The following is an 18,939-nucleotide window of genomic DNA, read 5'->3' on the forward strand; positions in this document are numbered from 1 at the left end:
CCGGGGCAATTGCAAAGCCACCCAGCGGCATATGCCCTGCGCGCCCGTGGCGCCGCCGATGGGTGGATCAGCCTCTTGCACGTCAACCCTTCGTCCCATGCATGGCATCAATCCGGCTTCTGCTCCGGCGGCAGTAATCCTAGCAGATCAGCCTGCAAAAGTTGCAACTTGTCGATGCCAGCCCTCAATGCCTCGACACGGCCGGCATCTTTCATTTCACTCAGGGTGTGAGCCAACTGCTGGATGCTCTGATGCAGGACATCGACCTGATCATCAGGATCCTTGCCGAAGAACGTAGGGCGACCACTTTGATCCCGCCAGTATTGGAGTGTTTCGGATTGAGGAGGCACTTGGGTCTTACCTGACAGATAGTCGATCATCTGGGAAATCCAGACCCGGTGGTCAGCGTATGTGAACGGCACGGGCAGCGCGGAGCGACTGTCAGGTTTGAATCCCTTCCAGGATAAAGGTACCTGCCAGGTGTGTAGCCATTGCTCGAATTCATGCGCCGGCATCGGATGCCCGATGGCATAACCCTGGCCCCACTCGCATCCCAGACGCTGCAGCATTTCACCATGCTGAATGGATTCGACTCCCTCCGCGATGCAGTTCCTGCCAAACGACCTTGCCAGTGCCAGTAGCGCATCCAGGATGGCGATATCGTCCGGATCCTCGAGCATGTCGCGTATAAAACCTTGGTCGATCTTGAGCAGGTACGCGGGCAGGCGCTTCAGATAGGTCAGCGATGAATAGCCGCTGCCGAAATCGTCGAGGGCAAAACGCAATCCCATCCTCTCGCACAGCGCCATCAACTGAGACACTTGAACGAAGTCCTCCACGGCGCTGGTTTCGAGGATTTCCAGTTCAAGGTCTTGCGGCTGGACACCGGGATGTCGTGACAACATACCCCGTAGATGCATGATGAAGTCCGGTTGCAGCAAGTGCCGCGCACCGATATTCACGCTGATCGGGACATGAAGGCCGGCATTGCGCCAAACTTCGATCTGGGTCAGCGCAGCCTCGATGGTCCATTTCCCCACGTCAATCCCGAGCGGATGGTTCTCAATGATGGGTATGAAGGAGGCAGGAGATAACAAGCCACGCGTCGGATGTTGCCAGCGGATCAAGGCTTCGGCGCCCAGCACCTCACCGGTGCGCATGTTGACCTTAGGTTGGAAGTAAAGCAGAAACTGCCCATTGGCAAGGGCATTCGCTATGCTGTCCAATCCTTCGTGACGGGTGCGCAGCGTACGATCCTTCTCCGTATCGAAAACGTGATATCGATTCTTGCCAGCTTGCTTGGCGAAATACATGGCCTGATCTGCCTGCCGCAGTAGTTGGTCGGCGTCGATGTCTTCGAGTTGCGGGTAGTAACTCACACCGATACTCGCGCTCACTTCGCACAGTGCGTCACCAATCGGTACGGGCTGCGCAGCCACCTCGCTCAGGCGATCGAGAATCGGTACGCTAATGGAAACATCCGGCAGGTCGACCAGAACAGCGACAAACTCATCACCTCCAAGACGGGCCAAGGTATCGCCTTCGCGCAACACCTGCGTCATACGCCTGGACAGGACGGACAGCAATTTGTCGCCGACTGCGTGGCCGTGCTGGTCGTTGACCTCCTTGAATCCATCCAGATCGATGAAGACAACCGCCAGGTGCATGCCACGCCGACGTGTCTGACCAATGGCCTGCTTAAGGCGGTCTCCAAGCAATAGTCGATTGGGCAAGCCGGTGAGCAGGTCGTAATGAGCAACGCGTTCAAGCTGTTGCTGGTTCTCCTTCAGCGCCGTGATGTCGGAGAACATGGCAGCGTAATGCTCGATCTGGCCCTGCATATCCGGGACTGCACTGATCGTCAGCAGCGCGGCAAACTGGCTGCCGTTCTTGCGTCGGCACCAGAGCTCTCCGTGCCAGTAGTCGTGCTCAAGCAGAGCCTGCCAAACGGTCTGATAGAACTCATCGTCATAGCGATCGGACTGGAGTAGGCGGGGTGTCTGGCCCAATACTTCCTCCCGCGCATAACCAGTGATCACGGTAAACGCCCGGTTGACGTTGACAATGTGGGCCTGAGCGTCGGTAACGAGGATGCCCTCTCCTGCGTGCGCAAAGACTTTAGCCGCAAGGCGAAGCTCTTCCCCGGACCTTCTGCGTAAGGTGACATCATGGATATAACCGTGCCAGAGGATGCTCCCATCAGGCATGGCTTCAGGCGACGCCTCGCCTTCGACCCAGATCACGCGACCGTCTGGAAACTGCACCCGGTACTCGTCATGCCAAAGCGCGAGTGACTGCCCCGACGCCTGTATGGTTTCATGCACACGGTCGCGGTCTTCAGGATGGAGCGCCGCGAACACAGGAGTGGCATCTTCAACAACATCCTCCGGTGCAACCCCGTATATTTCCCGTATCCTCGCGCTGGCATAAGGGAAGTGCGAGCTGCCGTCCGGACGAAGACGGTATTGGTAAAGCATACCGGGAACGTGGCTGGCCAACTCTTCTCGCTGTAGGCGCATAGAGTTCAGCGCCTGCTCGACCCTGTTGAGATCGGTGATGGCCTCTACCGTCGCGGTGGTCAGCTCGATGGGTTCTCCGGTGAACAGTGGGTGCTGGCACCGCCCGCAATTGGGCGGCTCAGCCAGTTTGTTGGCTGGAACGCGATTGATGGATTGGCAGTGTGGGCAGACGATATGAAGACTGTCACTCATGAGGGGCTCCCTGGGACACAGAGGAAGCAATGGCTCCGGCAGTTGGACCACTGTGACATGGGGGTTCGAGCTGTAGCCCTTGCGTCAGTTGCCGGATGCTGTATTCATCCAGCGTTTCCCGTGCGAGCAGTTCGCGCGCGCATCGCTCCAGCACATCTCGGTTAATTTCGAGAATTCGGTATGCACGATCAAACACACCCATCACGATGTCACGGATGGCTTGGTCGATGCGTGCCTGAGTCGATTCGGCTACTCGGCAGCCACCCTGTGCCAGTTCAGGCGCATCAAGAAAACGCGGCCTCTGTGCCTCAAAAGCAACGTACCCCAAGCCCTCATCCATGCCGAAGCGGGTGATCATGTCGCGGGCAATGTCGGTGGCGCGCGCCAGATCGTCCGCGGCGCCGGTGGACAGCTCGCCGAACACCAGTTTCTCGGCGGCGCGTCCGCCCAGGAGCACGGCGATCTTGTGCTCGAGATCGGCGCGTGTCATCAGGAAACGGTCTTCGGTGGGGCGTTGCAGCGTGTAGCCAAGCGCGCCGATGCCACGCGGAACGATCGACACCTTGTGCACGGGATCGGTCCCTGGCAAGGCCAGTGCCACCAGGGCATGGCCCATCTCGTGGTAGGCCACGGTTTCCCGCTCCTTCGGGCTGAGCACGCGGTTCTTCTTCTCGAGCCCGGCCACGATGCGTTCAATGGCTGCGGTGAAGTCCTGCAACTCCACCGCCTGCGCGCGACGCCGGGTCGCGGCCAGCGCCGCCTCATTCACCAGGTTGGCCAGATCAGCGCCGGAAAAGCCGGTGGTCAGCGCCGCGACCTGCTCTAGGTCCACATCACGGGCGAGCGTGACCTTCTTGACATGGACCTTCAGGATGTCGAGACGCCCCTTCTTGTCCGGCCGATCCACCAGCACCTGGCGGTCGAAGCGTCCAGCGCGCAGCAGCGCCTGGTCGAGAATTTCGGGGCGATTGGTGGCAGCCAGGATGATGAGTCCCACCGAGCTGTCGAAGCCATCCATCTCGGTGAGCAGCTGGTTGAGCGTCTGTTCGCGCTCATCGTGGCCACCAATCGGTCCGCCCACACCGCGCGCACGGCCGAGGGCGTCGAGTTCGTCGATGAAGATGATGGCGGGTGCCTTGGCGCGTGCCTGCTCGAACAGGTCACGCACGCGCGCGGCCCCCACACCGACGAACATCTCGACGAATTCCGAGCCGGAGATGGAAGAACGGCACCCCGGCTTCACCGGCGACCGCCTTGGCCAGCAAGGTCTTGCCCGTGCCCGGCGGGCCTACCAGCAGCACGCCTTTGGGGATGTGCGCACCGAGGCGGCCATAGTCCTGCGGGTTCTTCAGGAAATCGACGATCTCGACGAGTTCAGCCTTGGCCTCATCCACGCCAGCCACATCCGCGAAGGTCACACCGGTGTTCTTCTCCATGAACACCTTGGCGCGGCTCTTGCCAATGCTCAGGAAACCGCCCATGCCCTGTTTCTCGGCAAATCGGCGGAAGAGGAAGAGCCAGACACCGAAGAACGCCACCGCCGGCAGAATCCACGACAGTACGTCGCGCAGCCAGGTGCTTTCCACGACGCGTGCATACGGCACCTCGTACTTGGACAGGCGTTCCGCCAGATCGGGTTCGACGCGGGTCGCTACGATCGTGGTCTTGCCGCGGCTGTCAGGCGCTTTCAGGCGTCCTGTCACGGTACGGTCCGACACCAGAACTTCAGCGACACGGCCCTCGGCCAGCGCCTTCTCGAATTCGCTGTACGGCACGGGCTCGACGGTCTGCGCCGCCTGCCAGTAGTTCTGGAGCATCAGCAGCAACAGACCGGCGACGATCCAGTACCCGACGTTCCATTGGTCTTTCTTTTCCATCCGCAGGGTCCTCCGAGGGTCGTTTCGCTAAAGAACGGGCGTGAACAGGCGGGCGACACCGTCGCGCAACTTCACGGCAAGCGGGCGGGCATGTACTGCCGCCGGCGTGACGAGCGCCGAGGCGTCGCGTGTGGCATCGAACAGCGCCTCGAGGCGTGTACACAGGGCGGCGTCGTAGACCTCGACGTTGAACTAGAAGTTGAGCCGCAGGCTGCGCGCGTCCCAGTTGGCCGAGCCCAGGCAGCACCAGGTGCCATCGACCAACATCAGTTTGGTGTGGTCGAAGGGGCCGGGCCGCTCGAAGATCCGTACACCGTGCTCCATCACTTGCCAGTAATGCGCGCGGGCGGCCCATTGCACGGCCGGGTGATCGCCGTTGGCGGGCGTGAGTACATCAATGCGCACACCGCGCAAGGCGGCGGTGCCCAGCGCTGCGATCATGGGTTGGTCCGGCACGAAGTACGGTGTCCAGATACGAACCGAGTGCCGTGCCGCGCTCAAGGCCCCCATGAAGGTCCAGCGTATTCGGTCCAGGGTTTCGTCCGGGCCGGCCTCGATGCCTCTGGCCCAATTGTTCCCCGGGTCGGGAGCCGGCGTGGGCAGCCCGCCCCAGAAACACTCATCGAGCCGCTCCCCCGTGGTGTCGCACCAATCCTCGGCGAAACACCGCCTGAGATCGGCGACGACCGGCCCCTGCAGGCGAAAATGCAAGTCATGGCAGGCCTGCTCGGGCGCATCGGGCCGCCAGTACGGGCTGAAGATGTTCATGCCGCCGGTGAAGCCTGTTTCGCCGTCGACCACCAGCAGCTTGCGGTGATTGCGCAGGTGCGCGGCATGCAGCCGTGCGGGGATCAGCGTCGGATTGAACGATGCCACCATTAATCCGCTGCGCTTCAGCCGCCGATGGGCGCTCTGGCGTACCCATCGTGCGGAGACATCGTCGATCAGCACCCGCACCTGCACGCCGCGCGCATGGGCACGCTGCAGGGCTTCGACAAACTGCGTACCGATGCCCTGGCCATCGAAGATGTAGGACGTCAGGGCAACGCTGTGACGGGCCGAGTCGATCGCGGCGAGCATGGCCGGGTAGGCCTGCTCGCCATCGACCAGTGGCTCGATGCGATTGCCACCGGTCAGCGGCTGACCGGTGGCGCGTCCCACCAGATGCGCTAGGCCGGCGAACGCCGACGGCAGCGTGGCGGGGACCTCCATACAGTCTGTGGTCGGCGATGCGCGACCACAGCCTCCGCGCCCGCCGCTGATAGCGGTTGATACCGAACAACAGGTACAGCAGCGAACCGCCAAGCGGTAGCAGCGCGATAAGCAGCACCCAAAGCGCGGCCGACCGCGGGTCACGCTTGTAGACGACCGCGTGCCCCGCAGCGGCGAGCGCCGCCGCGAGTGAGACCAGGGTGGCTGCCGATGCCAGGCCATGGGAAGCAGACATGACAGCCCCCGATGCATCAGGATGGATCGCTCGCCGGTTTCTTCTTCCGGGAACCCTTGCCGTCGTCGCTCTTCGGCGCATCGGTCGACTTGGCTTCATCAGGCTTGGCTTCGTCAGGCTTATCGGCCTCGACCTCGCTCTTGGGCGGCTCCGTGCGCTCGAAGCCGACCCGATCGGCCTTGTCGTCCCATCGGGCGATGACGTGATCGCCCTTGCCGATGCCGCCGCCAAGCATCTCGCGCGCCAGCGCCGTTTCCAGCTCGCTGCGGATCAAGCGCTTGAGCGCGCGGGCGCCGAATTCGGGCTTGTAGCCTTCTTCGGCAAAGTGGTCGATCAAGGACTGGTCGAAGGCCAGCGTCACGCCCTGGCTGGCGGCATTGCGCGCCACGCGGTCGAGCTGCAGCCCGACGATGTGTCGGATCTCCTCTTTGCCCAAAGCATGGAAGACGATGATCTCTTCGATGCGGTTGAGGAACTCGGGGCGGAAGTGCCCGCGCAGCACCTCCATCACCTCGGTCTTGGTTTTCTCATACTCCTCACCGGGCGCGCCACGCGCCTTCAGACGCCGCTGGATGATGTCCGAGCCCAGGTTGGACGTGGCGATGATGATGGTGTTGGTGAAGTCCACCACGCGCCCTTTGCCGTCGGTGAGACGGCCGTCGTCGAACACCTGCAGCAGGATGTTGTAGACGTCGGGGTGGGCCTTTTCGATCTCGTCGAGCAGCAGCACGCTGTAGGGCTTGCGACGCACTTTCTCGGTCAGCTGGCCGCCCTCGTCGTAGCCGACGTAGCCCGGAGGCGCTCCCACTAACCTCGCCACGGTGTGGCGCTCGCCGTACTCCGACATGTCGATGCGCAACAGTGCACCCTCGTCGCCGTAGATGGCTTCGGCCAGCGCCTTGGCCAGCTCGGTCTTGCCGACGCCGGTGGGCCCGAGGAACAGGAACGTGGCCACCGGCTTGCTGCCTTCGCGCAGCCCGGCGCGTGACAGCCGGACCGCATCGGCGACGGCGTGCACCGCTTCGTCCTGCCCGACCAGGCGCTCATGCAGGCGCTGCTCCAGGTGCAGCAGTTTCTCGCGCTCCTCCACCGTCAGTTCGTTCACCGGAATGCCGGTGAGGCGCGACACGATCTGGGCCACGTGCTCCGCTTTGACTTCCGCGCTGCCCGAGGCGCGCTCGCGCTCCCAGTCCTCGACCTGCTTCTTGAGCTCGGCCTCCTTGGCTTCGATGCGTTTGCCGATTTCCGCCGCCTTGTCGTACTGCTTGCGGGCAGCCACGTAGTCCTGCTCCCGACGCAACTGATGCAGCTCCGCCTCCAGCTCCTGCACGGCGACCGGGCGTGCCGTCGCAGAGAGCTTCACGCGGGCGGCCGCCTGGTCGAGCAGGTCGATGGCCTTGTCCGGGAGGAAGCGCGCGGTGATGTAACGGTCGGACAGCTCGGCGGCGGCGATGATCGCATCCTCGGTGATGCTGACCTTATGGTGCGCCTCAAAGGTGTCGCGCAAGCCGCGCAGGATCATCATGGTCTGTGCTACCGTCGGCTCGGGCACCATCACCGGCTGGAAGCGACGCTCCAGCGCGGCATCCTTTTCAATGTACTTCTGGTACTCGTTGAGCGTGGTGGCACCGATCAAGTTGAGTTCGCCGCGCGCCATCATCGGCTTGAAGACGTTGGCCACGTCGAGCCCGCCTTCGCCGCCACCCTGGCCGGCGCCAACGATCGTGTGCACCTCGTCGATGAACAAGATGAGTTCGCCCTGGTGCTCGGTCACTTCCTTGAGCACCTTCTGTACACGCTCCTCGAACTCACCCCGGTACTTGGCCCCTGCGACCATCGCGTTGATATTCAGCTCCACCAAGCGCTTGTCGCGTAATGTCTCGGGCACTTCGCCGGCTACCATGCGCTGCGCCAGCCCCTCGACGATGGCTGTCTTGCCCACCCCCGGCTCGCCGATCAGTACCGGATTGTTCTTCTTGCGCCGGGCCAGCACCTCGATGGTGGTCTCAATCTCCTGTGCGCGGCCGATGACCGGATCGAGCTTGCCGTCACGCGCCATTTTGGTGAGGTCACGCGAGTACTTGTCGAGCTCAGGTGTGTTGGTCGGCGTCTCAGCGCGACCGTCCTCGGCCCCCTTGCCGACCACCTTGCTCACCTGTTGACGCAGCGCCTGCGGCGTGAGGCCATATCGGCGCAGCAGGTTGGCGGCCAAACCTTCGCCTTCCTCTGCCAAGCCGATCAGGAAGTGCTCCGGGCCGACATACGAATGACCCAGTTCGTTGGACGCCACGAAAGCACGACTCAGTGCATCCTTGACGCGCGGCGACACGCCAATTTCGCCCTCGAACGGCTTGTCACCGCGCTTGGCTTCGGATTCGATCTGTCGCGTGAGATCATCGACCTTGATCTTGAACTGACCGAGGATGGTCTTGATTACGTCGGTGTGGTTCAGTGCCAAAAGCAGGTGCTCGGTATCCACTTCCGGACGACCGAACTCGGCCGCATACTTGGCGGCTTCCTGAAGCAACGCCTCTGATTGCTCGCTGATGCGGCTAGCGAGTCCGCTACCTCGACGGCGCGGTGCACCTGATCCCGCCGAAGCCGGTTCGCCAAAGGAGGCATCGACCACATCATCGGTATTGGCAGTAACAGTCGTCGACTCGTCACCAATACGGAAAAAGTCGCTGCCCAGAAAGTCCTCAAACAGACCGCTGCGCGCGCCAAACAGGGCTTCCAGCGGAGAAACGGTGCGCTTTTGCTGGCGTACCAGCTGGCGGTAGTGGTCGTCGCACAGCAGCATGGTGCTGTGGCGACCATTCAGATTGGCTTCTACCCGCACGGTGGCGGGTTGGCCGCAGACTTGGCATTGTGTCCGACTCATCACTTATCTCCCGTTGAATGTATTTGATCAAGGCGTAACAGCTGCAGCGGATGCGCACGGTCGGCAACGGTAATGCCGGCATCGGCCAGGCGCGCGATGACAAAGGCAGTTGCCTGCTCGATCCACAATTGCACCGAATCTTCGGCGGCATCAAGCACCTCGGCAATGACAGAAGGAGTGATCCCATCGAGTTCGGCAAGCAGCAGCGCCCGACGCCAGGACACAGGTAGCACCTTGAGCATGTCAGTGAGGCAGGCTGCTTCGCTGATGGCTTCCTGCACCACTTTTTCGGCATCAGTTGCCGTTTCGCTCTCAAGTGACGCCGCTGTTTCGTCTCCGGCCGGCAAGATGTCGGCCAGACGGAGGCTGTCATCTGGCTGGTAGTACTCATAGATTTCTTCTTCCACCATCGCTTCGGCCTGGTCCTCGGCGTCTGCCGGAACCGGGACATCCAACGATACGCTTTCGCCGAACTGACGGCTCGCTGCCACTTCGCGGTCAATGACCTTGAACAGGTTCTTTATTAGTTGCCGATACACCGCATCCTGAGTTTTGCCCAGTTGCCAGGCGACTTTGGTCTCTGCGATCGCTTGGTCAACGACATCGGCAAGCGTTGGGTAGTCGGCCGGCAAGTCACCGACGGCACGCAGATAAGCCAATTCGCGTCGGGCTACCGTTTCGAGGCGCGCTTTCAAGGGCTCGATGCCCTTCTGTGCCGCTTCGATCGTGGCAGACGGCAGGGCGTCGAGCTGCGCCTTGAGGGCGCGCAGACGCTCACGCCGGCTATGCCGTTTGTACTCATGCTGATGTCGCAACCGATCGAAGTGCTTCTTGCTTTCGCGGAACAAGACCTTCATGGCATTTTGGCTGGCCATATCAACGTCCTTGCCCTCCGCATGGGCGGTGACGATTTTCTTGCCCGTCAGGTGCATGTGCAGATTGACCGTGAAGGATTTTTCGCCGCGCTTGCGCTTCTCCAAAGTGGCATGGAGCACGGTGTCATTCGCCCCATGTTTTTGCAGCAGGGGGAGGATCTGCTTGGCAGCGAGCGCTTCGAGGAGCGCGGGCCAGCGATGCCTGATCTCGTCGCCAACACCCTCAAAATAAGTCTGTATTTTCATGTTCTTCTTCCTTTAAAATGGATCTTTTGCTGCCGCCACAACAGTGCCGCTGCGCCCTTGATCGCGCCCAGCAAGCGCACATTGACTTCCCGCGCAAAAAATCGACAGAGGCCCCAACGCCCTGAGTCTATCTCGCGCATGGCGAACGCCCATGATGACCGACGCGATGGCACCGAAGACGGGCGCCAGGGCACCTCCAAAAACCTCGACTCGCCGCCCCTGGGTAAAATTACACTAACGCTCCATTCGGTGAGATGGTCGGTCGCGATACTCGCTCTGCAGCTCAGCGTTGGGGCTAATCAGGTCAGTAAGAAACTGCGCTCAGGCCGTCACGCCGGTCGGAGCGTTTGAACCGTCCGTTTTGCATTCAGATTGATTCCGGCGCAAACGCAGACCCAGAAAAATCAGAAGCATACCAAGGAAGGCCGCATAGGCACCCAGCACCCAGCCCATCGCGAGAAAGGTTTCGACCGGCCTGGTAAACAATAACCAGACCAGCACGCTGCTGAGCGCAATGGATAACAATCCGCTGAGCATGAGCCAGATCTCGCCGCGAATTTCCTTACGCAGGCGCCAGGCGGCAAACACCTCCGCCCAGCCAGTCAGCATCGACCATACGGCGATACTGGTCCACAGGAAGATTGCCAGCACCCAGGTCGCCACCAAGGGAACGACCAGGACCACGATCCCGGTAACGATCCCCACGACACCACGGAAGGCGAACCAACCCCAGCGTCTGCCGCGACGAATCTTGCGCACCGCCGCGAGCAGTGAAAACCCGCCATCAACCAGCGAAAAGGCGCCGTAGACCAGGGTCAGCGCCAGCAGTGCCTCGGCCGGCATCAGAAAGGCGAGTACCGCCAATACCAGCGCCAGCACGCCACGCAGCACGAAGGCCCACCAGTTTCTGCTCATCGAGCACAGGGTGTCGCCACCTTGCCCGATCGTCTGTGTTCCGCTCATCGTCGTCTCCTGTTGGCTCATTTGCCGCCATGCTGGCGGGATTTGTCAGCATCGGTTTGCGGCAACGATCCATCCTCTTTGTGATCGAACAGCGAGCGAAAGGTAGCCATGATGTCATCGAAAAAACCCTTGCCGGACTGGCCAGATTTAGCTTTTTCCTTGACCGACTTGATCTGGTCGTAAATATCCTTGAAGTCCTTCTTCATGCGACCGTACCCGAGCAACTCCGCCATTTCGAGCTGTTTGCGCGCGTCATCGAGCAGAGCGCCCAAGCGCTTGTCTTCCTCCGCGCTGCGATCGGATTTCTCCACCAGGGACTCGGCCTCCTTCAACATGGCGCGGGCACGCTCCACCGGTAGCGGAATGACCACGCTGCTGGATACAAGCGTACCCAGCACCGCCTGCAAGGCTGCCTTGGCCTCGTCGATCTTGCCCTGATCGATCAGGGGGGCAACGGCGCTGATGGCTTTGGGATACGTGGCCAAGGGAAGACTCGTGGTCGTGATCACGATCTCGCTGGCCACGCCGGAGAGCAGGTGTCTGGCCTTTTGCACCTCGCCGTGCTTAAGAGCGTTTTCGGCCTCATCCAAGATGGCCTCGATGGTGTCCGCGCCGGCAAAAATGTCGTGAACCACGGTTTGCACGTCCACTGGCGCCAAGGCCAACCTCGGGCTCCGGGCAAGAAGCAGCTCCAGCTTTCCGGTGACCTGTGCCAAGGCATCCAGGGCCTTCGTCGTGTCCTTTTCGTCCAATGCCGCCAGGGCATTCTTGGTCTCGGTCAGCGCGGTGACCGCCTCGCCGATCGTCTGCCTGCGTTTCTCGGCAGTCTTGCCCTCGACCACTTGATCCACGGCGGGTTGCACCGCCTCCACCATAGCGGATTTGGGCTCGGCGCCGGCGACTTCACTTGCGTTCCCGCTGGCTTGATCCAAAGTGTTTTCGGTTACTTCCTCGTCGCTCATTTCTGATACTCCTCAACATTAGTTGGATGAGCGCCGGCAACCCTTACCGCCAGCGCCTATCCATTTCATAAGAGACTTACATCAAGTCCGACAACTGCTGCTTGATCTTGTCGAACCAGCCCTTGCCGCTCTTGCCGTCTGCAGTTTTTTCCTCGATCTGATCGATCTGTTCGTACATCGGCTTGAACGCCTTCTTGTTGCCGTAACCCAACAGCTCCGCCATCTTGAGCTGGTTCCTGGCCTCGGCGAGTTGGTTAGCCAGTGTTTTGTTGTCCTTGTCCGTACGCTCCTTGTTTTCCGCCAGCGCCTCGGCATTCCTGAGCAGGGTCTCGGCACGCAGGACAGGCAACGGAATCACGTCAGTGGTCACCACGAGCGTATTCAGCGCGGCCTGTAATGCTACCTTTGCCTCGTCGACCTTACCCGCGTCGATCAACGGCGCGACGGCCTTGATCGCGCCCGGATAAGTGGCCAGCGGGATGCTGGTGGTACGGATCTGAATCTCGCTCGCCAGATTGGCTACCAATGGACGGGCCTTCTGGACTTCACCGTCTTCGAGATAATCCTCCGCTTCCTTGATGACGGCCTTGATGGTATCGAGCTTCGCTATCAGGTCAAAGGTGATGACCTCGACGTCCACCGGCGCCAACGCCAGTTTCGGATCACGCGCCAGAATCAGCTCCAGCTTGCCGGTCACCCTTTCCAACGCAGCCAAGGCCTCGTCGGCCTTCTTCTCATCGAGCAGCTTCAAGGCATTCCTGGTCTCGGCTACCGCGGCGATCGCGTCGGCGGTGATCTTCTTGCGCTTTTCCGCGGCCTGCTCCGTTGCCTTCGCATCCACCTGTGGCTGGACCGATTTGCCCACCTCGGTCTGTTCCTGCGGCTTGTGTGGCAGCGCAGTGTCTTGGGCAAAGGCCGGCGACGAGGCAATCAAGCCCAGACTCAGCAGGGAGGCGTAAAGTGTCTTTTGGTTCATGATATTCATTACCATCCTCTCTTTGCTTAATTGAACGGTTTATTTCTCACCAGCGCTTGTTAGGACTCGATCGCAATCGTTCGTCCCGCTTGGGGTGAACGCAGCTCGCGCTTGTCCATCGTGATGGTTAGCACACCATTCTTGAAATTGGCCTTGATGGAGTCCTGATTGGCATCGCCGGGCAGGTTCAGCGCACGCTGAAAACTGCCATAGGACCGCTCGATCCGATGGAAGCCACCCTCCTTCTTCTCCTGCTCCTGCCGCTTTTCACCGCGCACCACCAGCACGTCGTTGTCGAGCGTGATCTGAATGTCCTTCTCCTCGACACCTGGAACTTCCACAGCAATCCTGTACTGCGTATCAGTTTCCTGGATGTCCACGGCCGGCTTCAGCATGCCTGGCCACTCTGCCGGCCAACGCGGCATGGCCAAAGTCGGAAAACCAAACCCGCGGAATGCGTCATCAAAGAGGCGGTCGATCTCGCGATGCAATTGCAGGATCGGACTGACTGCACCGCCTGCCACAGGCTGGTCATTGCGCTGCACAGGCAGCGAGGCAGCCGCCTGTTGCTCTTCCTGTTCGTTCTTGAACCAGTTCCAGGGGGCCAACTTTTTCAGATCGAAACTCATGTCACACCTCCAAAAAATAGTTAAGCAAATATCTCAATTCATTTGTCTGCTGATCCATGCCAAGGCACACAGGCCATACGGCGTACGTGTCGGAGTCAAGCTGTTCACCTTCGCGCATCACCTCCTTTTCTTGTCTCGGTTGGCGATCGATCTTCAATCCAGCGATCGATGTCGCTTCGCCGAAACCGCCATGTCCCACCCACTTTGAACGCCGGGATCTCCTCTTGCGCTACCAGTAGGTATAGCGTGCGCTTGCCAACCTTCAAGTACGCCGCCAGCTCGTCGAGCGTGAAGATTTGATCCGGACCAGTTTTCATGGTTTCACCACGCAACTCTTCAACCTTGTCCATCAATTGCCGATTCTTGCAACCATTTGCAAACGTAGACGCTTTCTTGCAAATCTCAAGGAGCACCCACATCACATTGATCAATGTCAATGGCGCCCGCCGCTTTTGCCTAGGGTTTGTTGCCGTTTCGCTATAAGTTATTGATATGTAATAGAAAGATCGTGTCGTTGTAGCTCTCACACAACACCAATACGAGCTTGCAATGCGCCGATTACTGCTCAGTGACGAGCACTGGTCGAAGCTGCGGGAAATTCTGCTGCACAAGGCCATCTACTTGATCTACGAATGACCGTGGAAGGCATGCTGTACCACATGCTCCCGGCGGCTTCCCGCCCTCGCGGCGGGAAGCCTCTCTTCCTGCCTCTCTGGAGATCACACCCATGTCTGTTTGATTCAAAGGTACCGACCTGCGGCCCGTACTTGCCGAGGCCGTGGTCAATCAATGCCGCATCATCCTTGTCAAGGATCAGGGCGTGTACTTCCTGGCCGAGCGCCGCGAGCGCCGACCCGATGGTCGCCTGAAGACCATCGCCTATGCCGCCGGCTGCAACCCAGATGTCGATGCGTTCGACGACTGGTGGGAGCTGGCGCGCGCCGCGTTCGGTCGCGACGACTTCGGCGAGTTCTTCGATCCGCAGGAGAGCGTGTTTGCGCGCATCCTGCACAGCGAGGACGACCTCGACGTGTCCGCCACCGCGACACACCTGTCGCTGCAGGCGGTTCCTTCCACGCCCAGCGGCAACTGACCGCCCATCCCTGGCCCCCGCTCCGGGGGCCTCATTCTTCCCGGCAATGCGGACAGCCGCGAGTGCCGATTGCCGCTCGCCTGCGCGCTGCCCTGGCGCCACGCTTCCGGCCATGTTCCGCTGACGTCCGTCAGCGACATGCCCAGGCAGCCACGATCTTCAAGGCTGCGACGCGGTTCCGACCGCGTTGATCACTCCAGTTCGCACCGGCATCCATGCGCGAACGGCCATCGGTTCTCGATGGCGATGCCACCAAGCTGTTCCATCAACCCACGCGGGGGGTTCACACCTTCCCCGCCTTGGGTCGGGTGTGTCTCCGCCTCTTTGTTCTTCAGGAGATTCACCATGACCACTTCCACCGAAAAGTCCTACTTCGATCTGCACATCACCGGCCTCGGGTACCTCAATCGCATCCGCGAAGTGAAGCCCAAGAAAGGCGATGCGTTCCTGGCCTGCGATATCGCAGCGCTCAATGGTCCCAGCGATGACGTCTCGTATGTGCGTTTCGACACGCGCGTATCGGGATCGGAGGCGCAGCACCTGGTGCGCCGCTGCATTCAGGCGGTCGACGCCGAGAGGAAGGTGATGATCGGCTTCCGCCTGGGCGACCTGTGGACCGACACCTTCACCTACTCCAAGGGCAGGCGCGGACCACGTCTCCACATCCGGCGATGGTGGCGCGGATCTGCTTGGCGACCGGGGCGAGGTGGGGTGAGGCTCAAGCGCTGCGACCGGAGCGGATTCGAGGCAACGCTCTGGTGTTCGCCAATACGAAGTCGAAGCGGGTGCGGATGGTCCCGGTAACGCCGGAGCTGGTCGCGGCGATCAAGAAGCACTGGCAAACCCACGGGCCATTCACCAACTGCATTGGTGTGTTTCGGCTGGTCCTGCTCTCGACCTCGATCAAGCCACCACGCGGACAGGCAAGCCACGTCCTGCGCCACACGTTCGCAGCTCACTTCATCATGGGCGGTGGCCATATCGTGACGCTGAAAGAGATCCTGGGCCATGCGTCGCTGAATATGACGATGAGGTATGCGCACCTTGCGCCAGAGCATTTGAACGATGCGATCAAGTTAGGACCGTTGGCCGGCATCACGCTACCGCTCGCCAGCCAGTAATCGAATCAATTGAAGGAGGTGCGCCACTGGCGTACTATGCGTTTATGATCTTTATCGAGACACCGATCTTTACCAAGCGCCTGCGGGATCTGCTTAGCGATGACAGCTACGCGGAGTTTCAGCGGCAACTGGCTGACCGGCCGGACATGGGCGATGTGATTGAAGGTACTGGCGGCATTCGCAAGGTTCGCGTTGCGTCTGGCGGTCACGGCAAGCGAGGCGGGTCCAGGGTCATCTACTACCACTTCACGGCGGCTTCGCAGATCGCATTACTGTTGATCTATCCGAAGAACGAGAAGGACGACCTGACGGCAGATGAGCGCAAGGTGCTCAAGCAAATCATCGAGCGGTGGAGGTAATCACCATGAGCAAATTCTTCGAAGACCTTCTGGAAAGCGTCCAGCAGATGGACGAGATTCACCGTGGCGAACGTCAACCCTCGCGGGAATTCGTCGTCGACTCGCTGCAGGTGAAAGAGATCCGCAAGGCGACCGGTCTGACCCAGGCCAAGTTCGCGGCGATGATCGACGTTCAACTAGGTACGCTGCGTAACTGGGAACAAGGCCGACGCGAACCGACCGGACCCGCAAAAGCGCTGCTGCGCGCCATCCATAACGATCCGAAGAACGTCATCCAGGCGCTTTCTTCGGTCTGATCTCGGCCTGTACGGCTGTACCTTTTCGACACTTCTTCGACACCAGCAAAAGCCAGAAACGAAAAAGCCCTGTAAAAACAGGGCCTTAACGTTAGGTGTCTGGAGCGGGCGAAGGGAACAGCACCCGGTCGCTAACTCGTTTATTACGAACGTCTTTTCCGATCCAAGCGTCACGGAATGGACTCGATTGTGGACTCAAGTCTTCGGCCTGGTCAACGTAAGCGAACGGGCATCACACCTTGCCGGCGGATACCCAGTTGTGCGGCAGCAGCTCGGCCAGGGCGCTGGCCTTCTGCGTCGGCAGGCGCATGAGCACATCCTTCAGGTAGGCGTACGGATCGTGTCCGTTCAGGCGGGCTGACTGGATCAGCGTCATCAAGGCTGCGCCACGCTGGCCACTGCGTAGCGAGCCGGCAAACAGCCAGTTGGCGCGCCCCAGGGCCCAGGGGCGGATCTGGTTCTCAGTCCAGTTGTTGTCGATGGGCAGGTTGCGGTCATCCAGGTAGCGCACCAACGCTGCCCAGCGTTTGAGGCTGTAGTCGAGTGCCTTGGCGATCGCGCTGCCTTCCGGCACCTTCTGCCGCTGCCCAAGCATCCAGCAATGCAGGCCATCAATGATTGGCCTAGCTTTGTCCTGGCGCAGTTGCCGGCGCTGTTCGGCGAGCAGCTCCCGCCCTTCGCGCTCCACCTCGTACAGCTGACCGATGTACTGGAGGGCCTGCTCGGCCAGTTGGCTTTGGTTGGCTTTGGTTGGCAGCATGCAGGTCGAAGAACTTGCGCCGTGCATGGACCATGCAGCCGATCTCGGTCACGCCTTGCTCGAAGCTGTCCTTGTAGCCGGCGAAGTCGTCGCAGACCAGTTTGCCTTGCCAGTCGCCCAGGAAGCTGCGCGCATGCTCACCGGCCCGACTCGGCCTGAAGTCGTAGACCACGGCCTTGAGGTCGGCGAAGGGGCTGGGTGCATAGGCCCAGACGTAAGCCCGCTGGGTCTTCTTCGTGCCCGGGGCGAGCATCTGCACCGGGGTTTCGTCGGCGAGGATGACGTCCTGCTGGAGCAGGCAGTCGCGCAGGGCATCGACCAGAGGTTGCAGCTGGACACCGCAAGCGCCGACCCATTGCGCTAGGGTGGAACGCGCGATGGCCAGCCCGGCGCGGGCGAAGATCTTTTCCTGGCGGTACAGCGGCAGGTGATCGGCGAACTTGGCCACCATGACCTGAGCCAGTAGCCCGGCAGTCGGGATGCCCTTGTCGATCACCTGCGCAGGCACTGGGGCCTGGATCAACGTTTCACACTAGGCGCAGACCCACTTGCCACGGATATGCCGCTCGACGGTGAAGGTGCCCGGGGTGTAGTCGAGCTTCTCGCTGACGTCTTCACCGATGCGCTTGAGCTGGCAGCCGCAGGCACACTGGGTGCTGTCCGGCTCGTGGAGTATCAGCGTGCGCGGCAGTTCGGCCGGCAGCGGCGCTCGCTTGGGCTGCTGCCGTGGCTCGCGCTTGGCGGGCTCTGGTCGGGCCGTTTCAAGCTCTGCCTCGATGGCGGCGATGTCGGCCTCGATCATCTCGTCCAGCAGATTGAGCTGGTCGGCATTGAGCTGCTCGCTGCGGCGGGCGAAGCGGTGGCGCCGCAGCACGGCGAGTTCGTGGTTCAACCGCTGGTTGAGTGTTTCCAGGCGATCGACGCGCTGACTCAACTGCGCGGCCAGTTGGCGCAGTTGCTCGGGTGTCAGGTGATCGAAAGCGGCAGGATTCATGGCGCCGAGTGTGCGGATTGTCGACCCCCTCGGCGATAGGCCATTGGCCTAATTGCACCCCGGCTACAGGAGCCTGATCTCGGCATCCGGCCCAAGACGCTGCCAAGGCAGGCCGACCACCAGGGCCTGCAACTGCTCGGGGCTGAGTTCCAACTGCTGTCCCTGCCAATTACCCGACCAGACGAAGCGCCCTCGATTGAGCCTGCGAGCAGCCAGCCAGATGCCGAAGCCATCGTGCACCAGCACCTTCATCCGGTTGGCGCGCTTGTTGGTGAACAGGTAGGCGCAGTGCGGCTGCGCCGCACCGAACACTTGAACCACCCGGGCCAACGCGGTTTCGGTGCCGGCGCGCATGTCCAGCGGCTCGGTGGCGAGCCAGATGCGCTCGATACGGATCACTTCAGCAGCTCGCGCAGGAAGCGGGCGCAGCCTTCAGGGTCGTTGCCCGGCCACTGCACCGACAGCTTGCCGGCCCGATGGGGAATGGCGATCTGGATGGCCATGTCGGCCGCACTCCGGGTAGCCGGCAGGCTCGGGACGAGAGGAATCGGAATAAAACCTGAAGGCACAGCGGGCAGCTGTGCCTGCTGGCGGCGAATCCACTTATGCACGAGATTGGCGTTGAGGCCGTGGCTCAAGGCCACGCCGGCAACCGAGGCGCCGGGCTGGGTGCACTCATCGACGACCTGGGCCTTGAAAGATTTGGGATAGGAGCGGCGTTGGCCTGGCACGGGAGATCCTCTGCAGGG

The 18,939-nt window shown here is 61.1% G+C and carries 13 protein-coding genes and 6 pseudogenes; 6 read left to right on the forward strand and 13 right to left on the reverse strand.

What is annotated here, in order from left to right:
• Positions 1-107 precede the first annotated feature (107 nt).
• The 10 genes and pseudogenes from HMPREF1487_RS24575 to HMPREF1487_RS24620 all read right to left on the reverse strand — a co-directional run bounded on the left by HMPREF1487_RS24575 (position 108) and on the right by HMPREF1487_RS24620 (position 13,917).
• Entirely contained in the window at positions 108-2,711 is a 2,604-nt protein-coding gene (locus HMPREF1487_RS24575; RefSeq protein WP_010799501.1) for an EAL domain-containing protein, read from the reverse strand.
• Positions 2,704-4,588 (reverse strand): annotated as a pseudogene (gene ftsH, locus HMPREF1487_RS24580) (ATP-dependent zinc metalloprotease FtsH). The gene HMPREF1487_RS24575 and the pseudogene ftsH overlap by 8 nt, the downstream one beginning before the upstream one ends.
• A gap of 27 nt (positions 4,589-4,615) precedes the next feature.
• Positions 4,616-6,035, reverse strand: a pseudogene (locus HMPREF1487_RS24585) (phospholipase D-like domain-containing protein).
• Positions 6,036-6,051: 16 nt separating this feature from the next.
• Entirely contained in the window at positions 6,052-8,916 is a 2,865-nt protein-coding gene (gene clpK / locus HMPREF1487_RS24590) for a heat shock survival AAA family ATPase ClpK (protein ID WP_010799505.1), read from the reverse strand.
• Positions 8,916-10,037, reverse strand: a complete 1,122-nt coding sequence (locus HMPREF1487_RS24595) for a hypothetical protein (RefSeq protein WP_010799506.1) — start codon at positions 10,035-10,037, stop codon at positions 8,916-8,918. The genes clpK and HMPREF1487_RS24595 overlap by 1 nt, the downstream gene beginning before the upstream one ends.
• A gap of 321 nt (positions 10,038-10,358) precedes the next feature.
• Complete coding sequence (locus HMPREF1487_RS24600; RefSeq protein WP_010799507.1) at positions 10,359-11,000, reverse strand: HdeD family acid-resistance protein; 642 nt, start codon at positions 10,998-11,000, stop codon at positions 10,359-10,361.
• 17 nt (positions 11,001-11,017) lie between these two features.
• On the reverse strand, positions 11,018-11,962 hold the full coding sequence (locus tag HMPREF1487_RS24605) for a YfdX family protein (RefSeq protein ID WP_010799508.1): 945 nt from the start codon (positions 11,960-11,962) through the stop codon (positions 11,018-11,020).
• Between the two features lie 76 nt (positions 11,963-12,038).
• Complete coding sequence (locus tag HMPREF1487_RS24610; RefSeq protein WP_010799509.1) at positions 12,039-12,947, reverse strand: YfdX family protein; 909 nt, start codon at positions 12,945-12,947, stop codon at positions 12,039-12,041.
• 50 nt (positions 12,948-12,997) lie between these two features.
• Positions 12,998-13,567, reverse strand: coding sequence for an Hsp20/alpha crystallin family protein (locus tag HMPREF1487_RS24615; protein WP_010799510.1), 570 nt, complete (start codon positions 13,565-13,567; stop codon positions 12,998-13,000).
• Positions 13,568-13,671: 104 nt separating this feature from the next.
• Positions 13,672-13,917 carry a methylation-associated defense system helix-turn-helix domain-containing protein MAD1 gene (locus HMPREF1487_RS24620; protein WP_338126467.1) on the reverse strand — a complete coding sequence of 82 codons (246 nt, stop codon included), beginning with the start codon at positions 13,915-13,917 and terminating at the stop codon, positions 13,672-13,674.
• A 199-nt stretch (positions 13,918-14,116) separates the two neighbouring features.
• Between HMPREF1487_RS24620 and HMPREF1487_RS28620 the strand changes: the two are divergent.
• The 6 genes and pseudogenes from HMPREF1487_RS28620 to HMPREF1487_RS24645 all read left to right on the forward strand — a co-directional run.
• Positions 14,117-14,304, forward strand: a pseudogene (locus HMPREF1487_RS28620) (hypothetical protein); the annotation flags it as partial.
• A 17-nt stretch (positions 14,305-14,321) separates the two neighbouring features.
• Positions 14,322-14,660, forward strand: coding sequence for a DUF3085 domain-containing protein (locus HMPREF1487_RS24625; RefSeq protein ID WP_037031329.1), 339 nt, complete (start codon positions 14,322-14,324; stop codon positions 14,658-14,660).
• Positions 14,661-15,005: 345 nt separating this feature from the next.
• Positions 15,006-15,308, forward strand: a pseudogene (locus HMPREF1487_RS24630) (DUF3577 domain-containing protein); the annotation flags it as partial.
• Positions 15,305-15,781, forward strand: a pseudogene (locus tag HMPREF1487_RS27075) (tyrosine-type recombinase/integrase); the annotation flags it as partial. The pseudogenes HMPREF1487_RS24630 and HMPREF1487_RS27075, both read left to right, overlap by 4 nt.
• 44 nt (positions 15,782-15,825) lie before the next feature.
• Entirely contained in the window at positions 15,826-16,140 is a 315-nt protein-coding gene (locus HMPREF1487_RS24640; RefSeq protein WP_010799516.1) for a type II toxin-antitoxin system RelE/ParE family toxin, read from the forward strand.
• Positions 16,141-16,145: 5 nt separating this feature from the next.
• The gene (locus HMPREF1487_RS24645; RefSeq protein ID WP_010799517.1) at positions 16,146-16,436 is read left to right on the forward strand and encodes a helix-turn-helix domain-containing protein; all 291 of its coding nucleotides are present in this window, start codon (positions 16,146-16,148) and stop codon (positions 16,434-16,436) included.
• A 232-nt stretch (positions 16,437-16,668) separates the two neighbouring features.
• On the opposite strand, the pseudogene HMPREF1487_RS27080 reads toward HMPREF1487_RS24645, so the two are convergent.
• The 3 genes and pseudogenes from HMPREF1487_RS27080 to HMPREF1487_RS24670 form a co-directional block, all read right to left on the reverse strand.
• Positions 16,669-18,190: pseudogene (locus HMPREF1487_RS27080) on the reverse strand (IS66 family transposase).
• Positions 18,191-18,253: 63 nt separating this feature from the next.
• On the reverse strand, positions 18,254-18,589 hold the full coding sequence (gene tnpB / locus HMPREF1487_RS24665; RefSeq protein WP_003241496.1) for an IS66 family insertion sequence element accessory protein TnpB: 336 nt from the start codon (positions 18,587-18,589) through the stop codon (positions 18,254-18,256).
• Positions 18,586-18,921, reverse strand: coding sequence for an IS66-like element accessory protein TnpA (locus tag HMPREF1487_RS24670; protein WP_010799498.1), 336 nt, complete (start codon positions 18,919-18,921; stop codon positions 18,586-18,588). Before HMPREF1487_RS24670 ends, tnpB begins: the two co-directional genes overlap by 4 nt.
• Positions 18,922-18,939: the final 18 nt, after the last annotated feature.

Source organism: Pseudomonas sp. HPB0071 (assembly GCF_000478505.2).
GTDB classification, from domain to species: Bacteria; Pseudomonadota; Gammaproteobacteria; order Pseudomonadales; family Pseudomonadaceae; genus Chryseomonas; species Chryseomonas luteola.